The sequence below is a fragment of the Nonomuraea sp. NPDC049158 genome (assembly GCF_040648335.1).
Lineage (GTDB): Bacteria > Actinomycetota > Actinomycetes > Streptosporangiales > Streptosporangiaceae > Nonomuraea.
Window position 1 is genome coordinate 103,085 of the sequence record NZ_JBEZDM010000014.1, and the last position, 16,586, is coordinate 119,670.

At 70.7% G+C, this 16,586-nt stretch carries 18 protein-coding genes; 10 read left to right on the plus strand and 8 right to left on the minus strand.

All coding sequences use genetic code 11. The features are described from left to right. Positions 1-46: 46 nt before the first annotated feature. Positions 47-2,710 carry a LuxR C-terminal-related transcriptional regulator gene (locus AB0B61_RS28860; RefSeq protein ID WP_358438088.1) on the plus strand — a complete coding sequence of 888 codons (2,664 nt, stop codon included), beginning with the start codon at positions 47-49 and terminating at the stop codon, positions 2,708-2,710. Between the two features lie 21 nt (positions 2,711-2,731). Here the strand turns inward: AB0B61_RS28860 and AB0B61_RS28865 are convergent, their stop codons facing one another. The 3 genes from AB0B61_RS28865 to AB0B61_RS28875 all read right to left on the minus strand — a co-directional run bounded on the left by AB0B61_RS28865 (position 2,732) and on the right by AB0B61_RS28875 (position 4,839). Beyond that, on the minus strand, positions 2,732-3,199 hold the full coding sequence (locus AB0B61_RS28865) for a nitroreductase family deazaflavin-dependent oxidoreductase (protein WP_358438091.1): 468 nt from the start codon (positions 3,197-3,199) through the stop codon (positions 2,732-2,734). Beyond that, on the minus strand, positions 3,196-4,209 hold the full coding sequence (locus AB0B61_RS28870; protein ID WP_358438094.1) for an alpha/beta fold hydrolase: 1,014 nt from the start codon (positions 4,207-4,209) through the stop codon (positions 3,196-3,198). The genes AB0B61_RS28865 and AB0B61_RS28870 overlap by 4 nt, the downstream gene beginning before the upstream one ends. Positions 4,210-4,308: 99 nt before the next feature. Further along, positions 4,309-4,839, minus strand: a complete 531-nt coding sequence (locus tag AB0B61_RS28875) for a PadR family transcriptional regulator (RefSeq protein WP_358438097.1) — start codon at positions 4,837-4,839, stop codon at positions 4,309-4,311. Between the two features lie 384 nt (positions 4,840-5,223). On the opposite strand from AB0B61_RS28875, the gene AB0B61_RS28880 reads away from it, so the two are divergent. The 7 genes from AB0B61_RS28880 (at position 5,224) to AB0B61_RS28910 (ending at position 10,756) form a co-directional block, all read left to right on the plus strand. Then, positions 5,224-5,958: a hypothetical protein gene (locus AB0B61_RS28880; RefSeq protein ID WP_358438100.1), complete on the plus strand. Its 735-nt coding sequence runs from the start codon at positions 5,224-5,226 to the stop codon at positions 5,956-5,958. 23 nt (positions 5,959-5,981) lie between these two features. Then, positions 5,982-7,274, plus strand: a complete 1,293-nt coding sequence (locus AB0B61_RS28885; RefSeq protein WP_358438103.1) for a sensor histidine kinase — start codon at positions 5,982-5,984, stop codon at positions 7,272-7,274. Beyond that, a complete protein-coding gene (locus tag AB0B61_RS28890) occupies positions 7,274-8,014 on the plus strand; it encodes a response regulator transcription factor (protein WP_358438106.1) in 741 nt (246 codons plus the stop codon). The genes AB0B61_RS28885 and AB0B61_RS28890 overlap by 1 nt, the downstream gene beginning before the upstream one ends. A gap of 245 nt (positions 8,015-8,259) precedes the next feature. Continuing rightward, on the plus strand, positions 8,260-8,517 hold the full coding sequence (locus AB0B61_RS28895) for a hypothetical protein (RefSeq protein WP_358438109.1): 258 nt from the start codon (positions 8,260-8,262) through the stop codon (positions 8,515-8,517). 24 nt (positions 8,518-8,541) lie between these two features. Next, positions 8,542-9,000 (plus strand): MarR family transcriptional regulator, encoded by a 459-nt coding sequence (locus tag AB0B61_RS28900; RefSeq protein WP_229894102.1) that lies wholly within the window; start codon positions 8,542-8,544, stop codon positions 8,998-9,000. A gap of 40 nt (positions 9,001-9,040) precedes the next feature. Next, positions 9,041-10,429, plus strand: coding sequence for an MFS transporter (locus AB0B61_RS28905; RefSeq protein ID WP_358438113.1), 1,389 nt, complete (start codon positions 9,041-9,043; stop codon positions 10,427-10,429). A gap of 33 nt (positions 10,430-10,462) precedes the next feature. After that, the gene (locus AB0B61_RS28910; protein ID WP_358438116.1) at positions 10,463-10,756 is read left to right on the plus strand and encodes a DUF1330 domain-containing protein; all 294 of its coding nucleotides are present in this window, start codon (positions 10,463-10,465) and stop codon (positions 10,754-10,756) included. Positions 10,757-11,110: 354 nt separating this feature from the next. Here AB0B61_RS28910 and AB0B61_RS28915 read toward each other — a convergent pair whose 3' ends face one another. The 3 genes from AB0B61_RS28915 to AB0B61_RS28925 form a co-directional block, all read right to left on the minus strand. Continuing rightward, positions 11,111-12,211, minus strand: a complete 1,101-nt coding sequence (locus AB0B61_RS28915; RefSeq protein ID WP_358438118.1) for a winged helix DNA-binding domain-containing protein — start codon at positions 12,209-12,211, stop codon at positions 11,111-11,113. Further along, on the minus strand, positions 12,208-12,567 hold the full coding sequence (locus tag AB0B61_RS28920) for a hypothetical protein (protein WP_358438121.1): 360 nt from the start codon (positions 12,565-12,567) through the stop codon (positions 12,208-12,210). The genes AB0B61_RS28915 and AB0B61_RS28920 overlap by 4 nt, the downstream gene beginning before the upstream one ends. A 126-nt stretch (positions 12,568-12,693) precedes the next feature. Continuing rightward, a complete protein-coding gene (locus AB0B61_RS28925; protein WP_358438124.1) occupies positions 12,694-12,966 on the minus strand; it encodes a hypothetical protein in 273 nt (90 codons plus the stop codon). 92 nt (positions 12,967-13,058) lie between these two features. Here AB0B61_RS28925 and AB0B61_RS28930 point away from each other — a divergent pair, with 92 nt between their 5' ends. Further along, a complete protein-coding gene (locus tag AB0B61_RS28930; RefSeq protein WP_358438127.1) occupies positions 13,059-14,030 on the plus strand; it encodes a YafY family protein in 972 nt (323 codons plus the stop codon). 123 nt (positions 14,031-14,153) lie between these two features. On the opposite strand, the gene AB0B61_RS28935 is transcribed toward AB0B61_RS28930, so the two are convergent. Continuing rightward, a complete protein-coding gene (locus tag AB0B61_RS28935; protein ID WP_358438130.1) occupies positions 14,154-14,321 on the minus strand; it encodes a hypothetical protein in 168 nt (55 codons plus the stop codon). 262 nt (positions 14,322-14,583) lie between these two features. Here AB0B61_RS28935 and AB0B61_RS28940 point away from each other — a divergent pair, with 262 nt between their 5' ends. Beyond that, entirely contained in the window at positions 14,584-15,792 is a 1,209-nt protein-coding gene (locus tag AB0B61_RS28940) for a cytochrome P450 (protein WP_358438132.1), read from the plus strand. Between the two features lie 105 nt (positions 15,793-15,897). On the opposite strand, the gene AB0B61_RS28945 is transcribed toward AB0B61_RS28940, so the two are convergent. Further along, positions 15,898-16,518 (minus strand): TetR/AcrR family transcriptional regulator, encoded by a 621-nt coding sequence (locus AB0B61_RS28945; RefSeq protein WP_358438135.1) that lies wholly within the window; start codon positions 16,516-16,518, stop codon positions 15,898-15,900. Positions 16,519-16,586: the final 68 nt, after the last annotated feature.

Sequence of the window (16,586 nt, forward strand, 5' to 3'; positions counted from 1 at the left end):
TCGGCGGACATCCGTACCGGCCACGTGCTCACCACCTGGAGGCCACGTGAGCGGGCCCGAGATCTCGGCGCGGGAGACCGAGGTGCTGACAGCGCTCGGCGCCGGACTGTCCAACGCCCAGATAGCCCGCCGCATGCACATCTCCGTCCGTACGGTCGAGGGCCACGTCTCCTCGCTGCTGCGCAAGTACGGCGTGACCGACCGCCAGGCGCTCGCCGCGCGCGCCGCGACCACCGATGAGACGATCACGCCGCCCGGGACCATCGCCGGCCTGCCGCGCCCGCGGACCAGTTTCGTCGGGCGGCGGGACGAGATCGGCGCCGTGCTGGCGGCCGTGGCGGGCGGCCGGCTGGTGACGCTGGCCGGGCCGGGCGGGGTGGGCAAGACACGGCTCGCCGGGGTGGTCGCGGAGGAGGCGGCGTCGCGATATCGGTACGGCGCGGCGTTCGTCGACCTCGTGCCCGTACGAGACGGCCTGGTCGGGCAGGCGATCGCCGCCGTGCTGGGCGTGTCCGAGCATGCCGAGCAGCCGGTGGAGCAGGCCGTCGTGGCCCGGCTGCGGCGCGGCCCGTCGCTGCTGGTGCTGGACAACTGCGAGCATGTGCCGGACGCGGTGGCCGAGTTCGCCGAGCAGATCCTGGCCACCTGTCCCACCACGATCCTGGCGACCAGCCGGGAGCGGCTCGGGCTCCCCGGCGAGCGGGTACACCCCGTCGCGCCGCTCCCACTCGGTTCGGACGCCGAAGCGCTGTTCCGGGACCGCGCCGAGCTGGCACACCCCGGTCACCACCTCGCTCCGGCGACGGTGACGGATCTCTGCGCCCGGCTGGACGGCCTGCCGCTGGCGATCGAACTGGCCGCGGCGCGCAGCGCCTCGCTGGGCGCCACCGGGATGCTGAGCGGACTGGGTGACCACCTGCGGTTGCTGGCGGGAGGTCGCGGGGCGGTGGTACGGCATCGGTCGCTTCGAGCGGTGATCGGCTGGAGTTACGACCTGCTCGCCGAGGACGAGCGGGCCGTGTTCCGGCGGCTGAGCGTGTTCGTCGGCGACTTCGACCTGCCGGCCGCCATCGCCGTCACCGGCTTGTCCGCCCCAGACGCCGCCGACATGCTCGGGCGGCTCGTCGACAAGAGCCTGATCCGGCACCGGCAGGGCAACTGGCACCTGCTGGAGACCATCCACGCGTTCGCCGCCAAGCAGCTCGACGGCGACCCGGAGCGCGAGATGGTGCGGCGGCGGCACCTGAGCTGGGCCGTAGACACCGCGACCGGCCTCGCGGCGCGGCTCGGCGAGAACTGGCAGCCCACCTTCGACAGGGTGGCGGGTGACCTGCGCGCCGCACTCGCGACGGCTTCGGACACCCATGAGCTCATCCGGCTGCTGGCCCGGCTCACCTTCGCGCGTGGATTCCCGCGCGCGTCCACCGACCTGTACGAGCGCGCGGCCGGCTGCGCGCCGACGCCGCCGGAGGCGATCCACGATCTCGGCCACGCGGCCGACTGCGCGCAGGTGATCAACGACTCGAGCCGGGCATACGACCTGTGGCTGGCCGCCGCCGACCGGGCCCGCGCGGCAGGCGACGGCAACGCACGCGCCGTCACGCTCGCCCGCGCCGTCGAGACGGCCGGCCGGTTCCCGGTCACCTTCCGCGGTCAGATCCCGTACGAGCGGCGCCGCGAACTCCTGGAGGAGGCGACCGCGGCCGGCGATCACCACGATCCGGTCGTCGCCGCCCGGCTGGCCTGCGCGACCGCCTGGACGGCCGGCCCCGAAGTGCTTCAGCCTGATCCCGACCTGGCCGCGGCCGCCGTCAAGGCGGCACGGGTCACCGGCGATCCGATTATGATCAGCGCCGCCCTGGACGCGGCGCGTACCGTCGCGACCAACGACGGCCGCGGCCGCGAGGCACACCAGATCACCAGCGAGCGCCTGGAGTTGCTGGCCGGCCTGGATCCGCACCGCCCCGCGTACGTCGCCGAGATCGACGACGCCCAGGCGCTCGCCTGCCTGGACGCCGTGGCGGCCGGCGACCTGCCCGCCGCCCGTGCCATCGCTCAGCTGATCGGCACCGACGACCTGTCCGGCGACAGCGCGTATTTGACCGCCAGCAAGACCATTCCGATGGTCGTCCTCAGCGGCGACCTCGACGAGGCCATCCGGCTCGCCGACGCCATGTGGGAGGGCTGGCAGCGCGCCGGCCGGCCGCGGATGTTCTGGATGCAGGTCACCATGCCATTCGTCATCCTCGCCCACGGCCTGCGTGAAGACCGGGACAATGTGGAACGGTGGCGGAACCGCGCCGCGCAGAGCGCCGCTCCCCACCAGAACGGCTCCTTCCAGTCTCGGCTGGCCCCGCTGACCACCTTCGTCGACGCCAGGATCGCCCTGCATCTCGGTGATCTGGACCGTGCGGCGGAACTTGCCGAGCACGCCTGGCAGTACCGAACGCGGGCCCGCTACCTGCCGTTCGCGCGCGCCGCGGCTGTCGAGCTCGCGGTGGCCGCCGAGCTTCCGCGTGCGGAAGCCGACCTGGCCGCGGCCGCCGCGGACACCAAGGACAACGACTGGGCCGCGGCCACCGTGGCGCGGGCCACCGGCCGGCAGTACGGCGACCTCGACGCGCTGTCTCGCGCGGCCGAGCTGTGGGCCCGGATGGGCGCCCGCTTTGAGCACACCTGCACGCTGAAGCTCTCCGCGCGAGACCTGTAGGGGCGGCTGCCGTGCGTCGGTCTAAAGACCGTGCCTGCCTGGCATGGCCGCCTGCTCGATGACGACCACCGGGATCTCCCTCGACGCCTTTCGCTGGTAGCCCGTGTAGTGCGGCCATATCGCGGTCATCGTCTCCCACAGGCGGGGCCGCTCGTCCGCGGTCGCCGGGCGGGCCACCGCGTCGAACACATCGGCGCCCACCTGCACCCGTACCTGCGGCTGGGCCAGCAGGTTGTGGAACCAGAGCGGATGGTCGGCCGCGCCTGCGTTGGAGGCGACCACGAGGTAGCGATCACCGTCGCGGCCGTAGATGAGCGCGGTGCGGCGCGGTAGTCCCGAACGGCGGCCGGTGGTGGTGATCAGCAGAGTGGGCGCGCCGTGGAACAGGTGGCCCCGGGCGCCGCCGGACTCGACGTAGCTGTTGACGTGCCTGGCCACCCACCTGGTCGGGCTGTCGGTCGGCTCGTTACCACCTCGTTCGTGGCTCATCGGGCCGCCCCGCCCACGCGGCGATCGACCCACTCGCGTGCCTGCGCGAACCAGTGAAACCCCGTGCGGTGTGCGTTCAGTACGTGCCCGGTGCCGGGGACCACGATGGCCTCCAGCCTCGCGCGCGGGCCGTAGAAAGGGGCCTCCTGACTGCGGAGCGCGGCGGAGGAGGAGCGGGCTCCGGCCAGCAGTTTGTCGTGCTCGCCGTTGACGATCAGTACGGGCGCCTGGATGCTCCTGTTGATCGAGGGCGGGGTGTAGGAGTCGCCGGGCGGGAAGACGTCGGTGGTCTTGGCGGCCTCGTCAGCGGCGATGACCTCGGGGTCGGCGTTGGGCCGGTGGTAGAACCAGTCGGCCCGAAGGCCAGGCCGAGTGGTGAGGTATCCGTCGTCGAGCCCGCGGCCGGCGAAGCGGGGATCGTCGGCGGCCCGATAGATCCCCGCGCCCATCTGCTCGAACGCGGCCTCGTTGGGCACGCTCGACTCGCCGGTCAGGATGACACCGTCCACCTCCGCTGGATGCGCGGCGGCCAGGGTACGGGCAAGGGTCGAGCCGAGCGAGTGGCCGACCAGGACGACCTTGGTGAAGCGCGGGCCGCCGAGGCGACCCTCGCGCAACTGCCGGATGAGCTGGCGGATGACGATCCGGTGGGTGTCCTGCTGGAAGCGGGCGCTGGGCGGGTACGAGCTCGCGCCGGTGCCGAGGCGGTCGATGGCCAGGGTGGCGTACCCGGCGGCGGTCATCGTCTCGACGAACGAGGGCCGCCGCCGGTCCCCGCGCATCTGCCAGTAGGCCTGGCCGTAGAAGCCGCCGGGGATGAGCAGCTGAACGCCGGCGGCACGGCCGCGCGGCAGGCACAGGGTGCCGGCCACACGCTGGTCGGCGGTCCCACCGGCGGTCATCGCCACCTTGGCGCTGACCGTCCCGCAGGTGGTGGCGGCGTTCGCCGACGCGGGGATCGTGGTCGTGGTCGAGATCAACGCCAGTAGTAATGCTGCCGCGATGCGCATGCGACTCCTTCGGGTCCGGTACCCAAATTTGGTTAACCAAATTTGGGTATCGAACTATGGCTCATCGGCCTCCCCACCGTCAACTCGAACTCCGGCCGCTCAGGCCGGTACGTCGCCCCGTTCCAGCCTGCTGATCAGGCCGCGGGTCCACGCCGCGTCATTCGCCGCCTGCGCCGCGCGCAGGCCGAACAGCTCCCTCAGGTGCCTTGGCCGCTCTTGCTCGTACGTCGCGGCCACGATGCGCGCCTGCTCGGCCTCCAGCGCTCGCAACCGCTCCTTGAGCAGCGCGAGCGCCTCCTTCTCAGGCAGCGCGGGCAGCAGCGCGAGGGCAGCGCCGAGCAGTTCCGGACGCCGATCCGGCACGCTCAGGGCACTTCTCAGCAGCCCGAAGAACTCCGCCTCACCCTTGTCATTGATGGCGTAGTCGATGCGGCCCGGCCACTCGTGCACCTCGGTGGCGTCCAGCAGGCCGTCCTTGGCCAGCTGACGGAGAGCGTGGTAGATCGACCCCGACCTGAGCCCTGCCCATTGTGCGACCTCCCACGAATCCAGCTCGGATCCGACCAGGTAGCCGTGTGCCTGACCGTGCAGCCGCACCACGCCGAGGACCAGCAGTCGCGTCGCCGACATCGTCTCCCTCACTCGCCGTGGGCGCGTCGTACCCACCGATCGCCCGCCCGCCCCAGGCTAGCCTTCCGTGGAGCGGAACCGAGACGGTGCTCCTACAGGTCACTGGTCCAGCGCCGGCGGCGGCGGGTTCCCAGGTTGCGCCCGCTCGCCAAGCGCTGGTGACGACCCGGCCGGGGAGGAGGACGGCGCGCTGAAGTACCGCGGCCGAGACTGACCGCGCAACTCGGGGCAAGGGCGCCGCCCTGAGGCACGCGCGGCATGGTGTCTGGTCTCAAGACTGGACTGAAAGCCGACACAAGGCAGGCCAGTACGACCACGGTCTGATCTGAAAGTCTGGCCCGTGCTCCGACGACCCGGCGCACGCGGCTGCAGCATCGTTGGCCCATGACCTTCACGACTCCGTCAATCGCCGTTTCGAGTCCTGCCCTGCCAGGACGCTGGGTGGGCGGCGCCTCCCTCGTCGTTGGCCCCCTGCTACTGCTCACTGGCGTCCTGCTTCGCCTGCGCTACGACTTCTTCTTCCCCGCGCAACTCAGCGCGTACGAGCATGATCCGGACCTCATGACGGCCTCCTACAGCCTTGTCGCCGCCGGATGGGTGCTGCTCTGGCCGGGAGTCGTGCTTCTCGCTGCCAGGATCGGCGAAGGTTTCCGGGAGCTGGCTGTATGGGGCGGCACCTTAACGGTCCTCGGCCTGTTCGCCCGAGCGTTTCATGCCGGTGTCGACCACCTGGACTTCCAGCTGGTGACCGTTCAGGGCGCGGCATCGGCGACGCGAACCGTGAGCGAGACCTACGGCGCGTTCCACGTCTTCAGCGCACTGAACGCCGCCATCATGGGCGGCTGGATTCTGCTGGCCATCGGCGCGTACCGCTCGGGTGTGCTCGGACCGCTACGCGCTTTGGCCCTCGGCCTGGCATCGGCGATGCCGCTGGGAGTGCTGAAGGGAACGACCCCTTGGTCGATCGCCGCCGCTGCGGGACTGTGCGTCGCGCTCATCCCTCTGGGCGTGGCCGCATTGCGCACCGGACCGGTCCCACAAACGGCCACGATCGCCGGCAGGCTCCTCCTGGTAGGCGCGGTGGGCATCGCCATGTTCCTCTTCGGGCAGGCCGGATGAGCGGGCATCGATATCGTCGTGCGATGCACATAGCCCAGTGGCGCCTGCGGGCAGGCCCGCCCGTGGGAACACGCCCGCACGTGCGGACACGCGGGCGCCTGCGGACACGCGCGCACCTGCTGGCGCTCGATGCCTGCGTGGCGGCCGTCGTGGTGGCCGTGCACGTGACACTGGCCGGCGAAGACGCCTCGGACGGCTTGCCTCGGTTCTCGGGTCCGTGGTGGCTGGGCTGGCTGGTGGCCGTCTGTGTGGGAGCGCCACTGGCTGTGCGGCGGCTGTGGCCCCTGCCTGCCCTGGCCGTGATCGTGGCCGCTTCGGTAGCGGCGACATTCCTCGACATCACCCGCGATCTCTACATTTCCACCGCCCTGGCCGCCTACGTGGTGGCGCTCGTCGAGCCGAAACGCCGGGCTTCGGCGGCGCTGGCCCTGACTCTCGTGGTTTCGGCAGCCGCGGTCATCACTGGTGAGGCGGTCATGACACCATCTGGTCCGTGGTCGGAAGCCGCTGGCACTGGGGCGGGCGTCTCGCTGGTCATCGGCGCAGCGTGGGCCGCCGGTCGTGTCGTGCGCCAACGGAGAGACCGAGCGGCCCGACAGGAGCGGCGCCTGGCGGAGGAGGCGCTGACCGAGGAGCGCTTACGTATCGCGAGAGAGCTGCACGACATCGTCTCGCACAGCCTCAGCGTGATCGTGGTCAAGGCAGCGGTCGCCAACCATGTGGCCGAGGAACGCCCCCAAGAGACACGCGACGCCGTTCGGACGATCGAGCAGACGGGCAGGGAGGCGCTCGCTGAGATGCGGCGTGCCCTGGGGGTGCTGCGCGGCGAAACCGCCGGTCAGCGCGCGGGAGAGCCCGGCTCGGCGAAGATGGCCCCCCTTCCCGGACTGGATGACCTGCCACCCCTCATCCAACGTGCCGAGCAGGCGGGAGTACGTACCAAACTCCGCACCCAGCTGGCCGTCCAACTCCCCGCGGGGCCGGCGCTGGCCATCTACCGCATCGTGCAGGAGGCGCTGACGAACGTGGTCAAGCACGCCGGCGACGGAACCCGCTGCGCAGTGACGATCACCGTCGACCCGCGAGGAGATGCGCGTGTCGAAGTGACCGATGACGGAGCCGGCAACGCGGTGGCGTCCGATGGAACGGAGCTCAAGGGCGGTCACGGACTCGTGGGAATGCGCGAACGCGTGATGATGTACGGAGGGACGCTGGCGGTCGGCCCGCGGCCCGGCGGCGGGTTCGCCGTGTCGGCTCATCTCCCGCCCGAACCCGAGCACAGCACAGCCACGAGCCGGAAAGAAGGAGCCGAGTGATGGAGCCGATTCGGGTGGAGGGGGCTGTGTCCGAGCCGATTCGGGTGCTCGTCGCCGATGACCAGTCTCTGCTCCGAGGCAGTTTCCGGGTGCTCATCGACACCGCCCCTGGGCTGACCGCAGTGGGCGAGGCGGGCAACGGTGCCGAAGCCGTCGAGAGCGCGCGGCGGCTCTGCCCCGACGTGGTGCTGATGGATATCAGGATGCCCGGAATGGATGGCATCGAGGCTACCCGGAACATTGCCAGGTCGCCCGAGACAGCCGGGACACGCGTTCTCATCCTCACCACCTTCGACCTTGACGAGTACGTCTACGGCGCGCTGCGGGCCGGGGCAGCCGGGTTCCTCCTCAAAGACACCTCTCCCGATGTCCTGCTCGCAGGCATCCGCACGGTGGCCGCCGGTGAGGCTCTTCTCGCACCGTCGGTGACCCGGCGCCTGATCGCCGAGTTCGCCCGCCTTCCCCACGGACACCAGGCGCCGGGCTCCTCGCTGGACGACCTCACGGAACGTGAGCGTGAGATCCTGATGCTCGTGGCCCGTGGCCTCTCCAACGCCGACATCTCCGAATACCTGCACCGCAGCACCGGCACCGTCAAGACGTACATCGGCCGACTGCTGACCAAGCTGGGGGCGCGGGACCGAGCGCAGCTGGTGATCAGTGCCTACGAGTCAGGGCTGGTAAGCGCTGCTCACCAATCGACGACGCCCTCAAAGGGTGGATGCACCACTATTAGATGATCTTGTAGTGGTGGAGGCGTGCGTGCGCGATTACGGATTCTCGGCAGCTCAGCAGGACGACATCTGGCAGCGATGGCGTAGCGGCGAGTCGTTCAACTGGATGGGGCGTGTGTTGACGGCTCCGATGCATCGCGTCCGTAGCTTCTTGGCTCAGACCGGCGGCATCCGTCGCCCAGCGCCCAAGCGCGCCGCCGGACACCTCAGTGCAGTCGAAGGAGAAGAGATTTCTCGTGGCATTGCTGCCGGTGAGATCGCGCGCAGACTGGCCCGGCGCCTTGGGCGGCCGGTCGGTGCTGCTGATCCCGGCCCGCGCCGCCGGTATCGACCCCGACGTGCTGCCGCAGGACTATCAGCGGCTGGTGGCCATCGTGCGGGAGGCGGCCGGGCTGGTCACGGTCCAGGCCGTCGGCGAGGTGCTCGGCCTGCCGGTCGAGGTGCGGGGCAAGCTGGAGCCGCTGCGGGCGAAGCTGAACCGGCTGGCCGACCATTTCCATAAACCATGAATATAAAAATGCTATGCTTCGAGCGTGAGTCGTCAAGACACCGCTCCTGGCGCGTCCGCCGCCATCGGGGCAGCCCTCTACGGTCTGGCCACCAGGGCCGCGAGACGCCTGCCCCGGGACATGAGCCTGACGTCCGCCGCCACCCTTGCCACCCTGGACCGGACCGGCCCGCGGCGCATCACCGATCTGGCCGCGGTCGAGGGCGTCACCCAGCCCGCGATGACCGCCCTGGTCCGGGTGATGGAGGAGTCCGGCCTGGTCGAGCGGCGGGGCGACGCGTCCGACAAGCGGGTCACGCTGGTGTGCCTGACCGAGGCCGGCGCCTCCTATGTCCGGACGCGGCGCCAGGCGGGCGTCCACGCGTTCGAGCGGTTGATCGGCGAGCTCACCGGCGACGAGGTCGAGGCGCTGGTGGCGGCCCTTCCGGCGCTGAAGCATCTGGCAGAGCTCGAAAGCCAGGACCGCGAAGGGCCGAAGCAGTGACCGGCAGCCGGTCGGCGGGGTCGCGGTGAAGGCGTTCCCGGTGGCGCGTTCCGAGGCGCGGCTGCTGGTCCCCGCCCTGATGTTCATCGCTCTGGTCGTGGCGGCGGTCGCCAGCCTCGGGACGCCGCTCATCACCAGCGTGGCGACCTCGTTCCACGTCTCGCTCGGCAGCGCGCAGTGGACGCTGACCGTCGCGCTGCTCAGCGGCGCCGTCGCCACGCCGGTCCTGGGGCGGCTCGGAGCCGGCCCGCACCGGCGGGCCACGATCCTCGCCACGCTGGCGGTCGTCGTCGCCGGCAGCGCGCTCACCGTGTTGCCGCTGCCGTTCGCGTGGCTGCTGGCCGGCAGGGCGGCCCAGGGCGTCGGGCTCGGGCTGACGGCGCTGATGATGGGCGTGGCCCGGGACCACCTCCCCGAGGAGCGCAGCGCGGCCGTGATCGCCCTGATCTCGGTGGTCTCGATCATCGGGGCCGGCGTCGGCTACCCGCTGGCCGCACTGCTCGCCGAGCTCGGCGGGGTACGGGCCGCCTACGGCCTCGGCCTGGTCGTCACCGCCGCCGCCCTCCTGACCGCGTGGCGCTCCATGCCCGAAGCCCCCGAAGGCCGCTCCGCCCACGTGGACGTGGCAGGCGCGGTCGTCCTGGCCGCTGCGCTGCTCCTGGTGCTGTTCCTCGCCGGCGAACGGAATCTGTGGAGCCGGCACCTCGCCGTGGCGGCGGGCCTCGCCGTCGTCGCGGTGGTGCTGCTCTGCGTCTGGGCCGTCATCGAGCTGCGCAGCACGACGCCCCTGGTCGATGTGCGGGCGGTGCGGCACCCGGCGGTCGCCGGGGCGAACCTCGCCATGTTCGTCGGCGGGATCGGCATGTACCTCCTGCTCACGCTCATCACCCGTTACGCGCAGACGCCGCACGGCGCCGGCTACGGCTACGGGCTGACGACCTTCGTCGCCGGGCTGGTCCTCATCCCGTTCTCGGTGCTGGGGTTCGTCGCCGGCAAGCTCACGCCGCGGGTCCGGACGCGGATCGCCGACCCCCTGCTCCTGGCCGGCAGCGCCGTCGTGGTCGGCGGCGGGTTCGCCCTGTTCGCGGCGGCCCGGTCGGACCTGGCCGAACTGTTCGCGGCGATGGGCGTGCTCGGCTTCGGCGTCGGCGGCTTCTCGGCCGCGATGCCCGGCGTCATCCTGGCCGTCACCCCCAAGAGCGAGACGTCGAGCGCCATGAGCTTCAACTACGTCGTCCGCAGCGTCGGGTACTCCCTGGGCAGCGCCATCGGCGGCCTGATCCTCGCCGCGGGCACCGGCCCCGGCCACCTCTTCCCCGACGACAGCGCCTACACCACCGCGGCGCTGGTCGGCATCGGCGCCATGGCGATCACGACGCTGACAAGCCTCGCTCTCGCCCGCCGACGCTCCTCCGAGACCAACCCGTAAGTCAGATGCACTCATCCCAACACTGGAGGTTCCATGCCCAAGGGCTACTGGGTCAGCGTCTACCGCACCATTTCAGACCCTGAGAAGCTGGCCGCTTACAACAAGCTGGCCCGTCCGGCCGTCGCGGCCGGGGGCGGTCGGGTCCTCGTTCGTGGCGGTCGGGTCGTGGCGCATGACGCCGGAATCGCCGAGCGCACCGTCCTGATCGAGTTCGACAGCTTCGAGCAGGCCGTCGCGGCGCACGAGAGTGCGGCCTACCAGGAGGCGTTGGTCGTCCTCTCCGACGGCGTCGAGCGCGACTTCCGCATCGTCGAAGGCATCGACTGACCGAGGTCACGATGGTGGATCCTCACTGAAGATCCACCACCGTGGTTTTCGCTGGTGGGGACTGTCCAGTTAACCGGACACACCCGGCGAGATCGTGATGTGCATCGGTGAGTAGGGCGTGGCGCTGACATTAAGTCGGCGCTGTCACTGACATCTTCTCCGCGCCCAACAGCCTGCGTGAAGTTCGACGTTCGCTCGTTCGAGCGCGTGATGTTCGTCCGTTCGCCCGTTGGCACGCGTGACTGATTCTCTAGTCGAGGAGTGGGGCCAGATGCCGGTCAGCGAAGGCTCCACCGCCCGGAAGCGCGAAGGCGATGTGTTTACCGCGCCCGCGGTCGATGCCGGGGTGGATGCTCAAGACGATCGGGTCGCGGTCGGGCTGCTGTAGGACACGTTCTTGCCTCCCACGAAGGGCAGCAGGCGCTTCGTCTCCTGTTCCAAGGCCGCCTGATCGGTCGCGGACAGCGGGCGGAACGGCGTGAGGCGCAGGGTGTCGCCTTCGAGGGCCCAGCTTCCGTGCACGTGGCCGTCCACCAGGAAGGTGGGCCGTACTCGTGCCTGACCAGGCATCACGCGCTTTCGGTCCTCGTGGCTGATGATGCGGGACCGGTCGGCGTGGCCGAGCAGGGCGTTGTCGAAGGCGGGCAGCAGTCGTACGGGGGCGGGCGTGTCGGGGTCGGGCAGTTCCGCGTCGGCCAGGTCGATCAGTTCCCTGCCGGTGGGGTCGCGGTAGTGGCGCAGTTCGGCGCGCATGCCGGAGATGATCTCGCCGAGGCGGGTCAGCCCGGACCAGGCCTGTACGTCCATGATCCCGGCTGGGCCGAATGCTGCCAGATAGCGGCGGATGAGGTCCTTGGCGGTCGCCGGGGTCATGGGCCGGCCGAGCCAGGTCTCGGCGGGCGTGACGGAGACGGCCGATCGGGTGCCCCAGGAGCCCCATGTGCCGGTGGCCGGGTTGTGGATGAGGGGGGTTCTGAGCTCGATCTCCCCGGCGAGGATGCGCCCGTCGCGGTCTGGGTGGCGGTCGGCCAGCCGCCGGGCCAGTTCCTTTCGCGGTGTCGTCTCGCCCGCCAGCAGCTCAAGCCCGGTGGCGACCAGCGAGGCGGTGTCCAGGCCCGCGTTGTTGCGGGCGAAGTACGCCGAGCGGGCGGTGCGGTCGAGGACCGGCTGCAGCAGCGGCCGCAGCCGGCGGAAGTCGTCGGCCGCGGCGAGGTGCTGGGTACTGCGCAGCAGACCGGCGCGGACCACCTTGCGGTCCTGCAGCAGCGTGGTGAGCTGGGCGTGGGTGAAGCCGCAGATCCTGCTCCACAGCCCGACGTAGGGCCAGTTGGGCTCTTGCGCCTGCAGCGCGACCAGGCGCCCGATCACTTCCAGCGGGGTGTGATCGGTGCGGGCCAGCAGGAACTGGCGGCCCAGCAGGGCCCGGTTCAGGGCCCTGTTCGAGAGAGTCGTCATGACAGCCGCACCGAGACATTGCCCCGGTAGGAGCCCTGGAGCAGGGACAAGAACGCCCGCGGCACGTCTTCGACCCCGCCCTCGATGACCGTCTGCGGGTAGACGAAGCGGCCCTCGCCCAGCCAGGTGCTGAAGTGTTCCCGCCAGGCGGCGATCTGGTCGGGGGTGTGGTGGCAGGAGAACGGCAGCAGCTGGATGCCGCCGGCCTGGGCCGCGGCTTGGTCGGGCGCGGGGAAGCGTTCGGCCGCGTCGCCGAGTTGGCTGGACAGGGAGCCGCACAGCGCGAAGCGGGCGCCGGGCCTGGCCGCCTGCAGCGCGGCCTGATACTGCTCGCCGCCCACGACGTCGAAGAACACCGAAATGCCCTCAGACGCGAGCGTAGTAGGCCGTCGGCCCCTGACCGAGGTAGTAGCCGGGGTCCGCGACGGGATCAAGCTTCATGTACTGGGCGGCCGGGCCCGCCGAGTACTCGCTCCAGCCGGTCATCGACTGGACCAGGTCGCCAACCGCGAGCTCGGAACTGTCGGAGCGGACCACGGTGCCGATGGCGGCCACGCCCACCCGCTGCCCCGGCTGCCAGGCCGGACCGGGATGGTGCAGTCGGCCCGCATCAGCTCCAGGTAGGTCGCGGCGAGCCCGATCTGGTCGGTGCGTACCAGGACCTCGCCGTCCACCTCCGTCTTGGCGACGGCGAAATGGTCGAGCGTGGGGGCGCCGACGATCTGGGTGGTCAACTGGATCTCACGGGTGATCATTCGTCTGTCCTTGCCTCGGGTGTTGCCGTTGAGATCGACTCTAGGAAGACTTCCGGCCACTTTTTGACCGGAAGTCGAGCGAGGATGGGGGTATGGCGAACACCAGCTCACGGACCCTCCGACTGCTCTCGCTGCTGCAGACCCACCGGCACTGGTCCGGTCTGGAACTGGCCGACCGGCTCGGGGTCTCCGAGCGGACCCTGCGCCGCGACGTGGACCGGCTGCGCGAGCTCGGCTACCCGGTCGGTGCGGCCCGGGGCACCGACGGCGGCTACCAGCTCGCGCCCGGCGCCGTACTGCCGCCGCTGCTGCTCGACGATGAGGAGGCGGTGGCGCTGGCGGTGGGCATCGGCGACGCGGCGCAGAGCGGAATCGCCGGGATGCAGGAGGCGTCGCTGCGCGCACTCACCAAGGTGGTACGGGTCCTGCCGCCCCGGCTGCGGGCCAGGGTGGACGCCCTGCGGGCGATGACCGTCTCCGTCGCCGCCTCCGGGCCGATCGTCGCGGCGGAGCTGCTCACCGCGGTCGCCCAGGCCTGCCGGGACGAGGAGCGGCTGCGCTTCGGCTACGCGGCCAGGGGCTCCGCACCCACTGAGCGCGAGGTCGAGCCGTACCGCGTGGTCGCACTCGGCGGACGCTGGTACCTGGTGGCCTACGACCTGGGCCGGCACGACTGGCGCAGTTTCCGCCTCGACCGGCTGACCGAGCCGACCGCGACCGGCACCCGCTTCCGTCCACGCACACTCCCGGCCGAGGACGCCGCGGCCTTCGTCCAGGCGGCCAGCGGAGCCCCGGCGCCGTACACGGTTCAGGCGCTCGTCCACGCCCCCGCGGCCCGGGTACGGCAGGCGGTCGGCCAGTGGGGCACCATCGAGCCGCTCGATCAGGACCACTGCCGGATCACCATGACCTCGACCTCCCTCGACTGGCCGACCCAGGCACTGGGCAACGTGGGCGCCGAGTTCGAGGTGCTGGGCCCGCCGGAGTTCGCCGCGCACGTCCAGGAATGGGGCGCCCGTTTCATCCGGGCAACCCGCGTACCCGAGAGGCCGTTCCCGCCGTAGCCATATCGCGAGATGTTCTCCCGGGGACGCCCCTGTCCTTGTCTACGCGGCCCTTTAGCCGCGCGAGATCACAAGCTTGGGAATAGGCACTGACCCACCAGCCCCTGCCCGGGATGTCCGTGATCATGGTGGCCGGTGGAGCCTCGGAGCGTCGCACTGCCACACGTCGAGCTCGGCGCCCGGCAGGGGAGTGCCGTCCACGCTGAGCACCTGGCCGGAGACCACGCAGGGTCGGCCGGTGTCGTCCAGGTCGGTGGAGTCGCCGAGTTCGCGGCGCCGGGAGGCGGTCATGTTGACGCCAGCAGGTTAAATCAAGCAATTGACTTAATCGGACGGCGAGAGTTTACTGACAGTGCGGAAGGGCCGGTCCGGAAGGAGTCAGGTGAGGCGCGATGGCGTTCCGCGCCGGCCGGCACGGCGCGGCGACCGGCCTGATCGGCGCGATCGTCGCGATATGGACGGCGCCCGTGACGCGTGAGACGGACGTGGACCCGCTACCGGAACCGAGGCCCAGCGTGGCCTCGCTCCAGCCCTGTGTGGAAGGACGTAAGTCATGACCGAGATCTTGAGTCATCCCGAAGTCCCGGAGTTCCCCGGCACGAGGGCGGCGCGCTGCCCGTTCGACCCGCCGCCGAACCTGCACGCTCTGCAGAAGGAGGCCCCGCTGGCCAAGGTCCGGCTGTGGGACGGCAGCACGCCGTGGATGGTGACCACCTACGCCGAGCAGCGGGCACTGCTGGCCGATCCCAGGGTCAGCGCCGAGTTCTCGCGCCCCGGCTACCCGAGGCAGGGTCCGTTCACCGGCTCGTTCGCCAGTTTCATCATGATGGACGACCCCGAGCACCACCGGCTGCGCCGCATGGTGCAGGCGCCGTTCACCGTCCGGCGGGTGGAGGGGATGCGGCCGGCCGTACAGAAGATCGTGGACGATCTGATCGACGGCCTGCTGGCCGGTCCGAAGCCGGTGGATCTGGTGGAGGCGTTCGCGCTGCCGGTGCCGTCGCTGGTGATCTGCGAGCTGCTCGGTGTCCCGTACGCCGACCATGACTTCTTCCAGGACAACAGCAAGGTCATGATCAACCGGGGCACCGCCCCCGAGGTCCGCGCCGCCGCCAGCGCGCGGCTGGCCGAGTACCTGCACGCTCTGGTGGGGGAGAAGCTCGCCAACCCCGCCGGCGACCTGCTGTCCCGGCTGGCCGAGCGGGTCAAGACCGATGAGCTGTCGCAGATGGAAGCCGCGCAGATGGGAGTTCTCCTGCTCATCGCCGGGCACGAGACCACCGCGAACATGATCGCTCTCGGCACGTGCGCCCTGCTGCAGAACCCCGACCAGCTCGCGCTGCTGCGCGACGGCGACGACCCGGACCTGGTCGCCGGGGCCGTGGAAGAGCTGCTGCGTTACCTCAACATCACCCACAGCGGACGTCGCAGGGTCGCCCTGGAGGACATCGAGATCTCCGGCCAGACCATCCGGGCGGGCGAGGGCCTGATCATGCCGAACGACATCGGCAACCGCGACCCCGAGATCTTCCCCAACCCCGACGAACTGGACATCCGCCGCGACGCCCGCCGCCATGTGGCCTTCGGCTTCGGCGTCCATCAGTGCCTGGGTCAGCCGCTGGCCCGGATGGAGCTGCAGGTCGCCTACAGCACCCTGTACAAGCGCATCCCCACGCTGCGCCTGGCGGCCGACCTGGAGCAGATCCCGTTCAAGCACGATGGGGCGGTGTACGGGGTCTACGAACTGCCTGTCACCTGGTAAATCCACCCCAGGGGCAGGCACCGGCGACCAGATCACCGCGCCCGCTGCGGGCACCACCAGATGCGCCAGCGTGGGCGGCGGCTTGTTGAATTCTCCTGTCGCGGCTTAGGGAGTGCCCCAGGCCCGGACGAACGTCTCCACGGCGGCGCGGGCCATGGTCCGCAGTTCCGCGTCGGTGACCTGCTCCGTCCCCATCCGGGTGCGGGCCTCCAGGGGGCCGGTCAGCAGGGCCATGAACTGCTCGGCCGCCAGATCGGGGTCCGTGGCGCGCAGGCGTCCGGAGAGCGCGAGCCTGGCCAGCCGGTCGGCCAGGGCCTGGTTGAGCCGATGCGGGCCGCTGTCCAGGACGAGGTCGAGAGCGTCGGGGAACGTGGTGATCTCCGAGTAGAGCAGCCGTTTCAGCGAACATGATCGCTGGTCGGTGTGCAGCCGGAGCAATTCGTACGCGACGCCCTCGAGCGTGGCGGGCAGATCGTCGCCGGGCGTGGCGAGCGGGTCGAGGGCGGCCAGGCGCTCGCTCAGCACGGTCTGCGCGGCGGCCTCCAGGGCGTGCCTGAACAGGGTGGCCTTGTCGGTCATGTGGTTGTACACCGTCGGCTTGGCCACGCCCGCTTCGGCCGCGATGTCCTGTACGCCCGCCTGCGCGTATCCCAGCCGGGCGAACACCGTGAACGCGCCCTCAAGGATCGCCTGCCGCTTGTCGATCCGCCCGCGCGTGGTGCTCATGCCGTCGATTGTACTTCTCGGTTCAACTTCATGGACCTGCGGGTTGCATGCGAACGCATGGGATCACT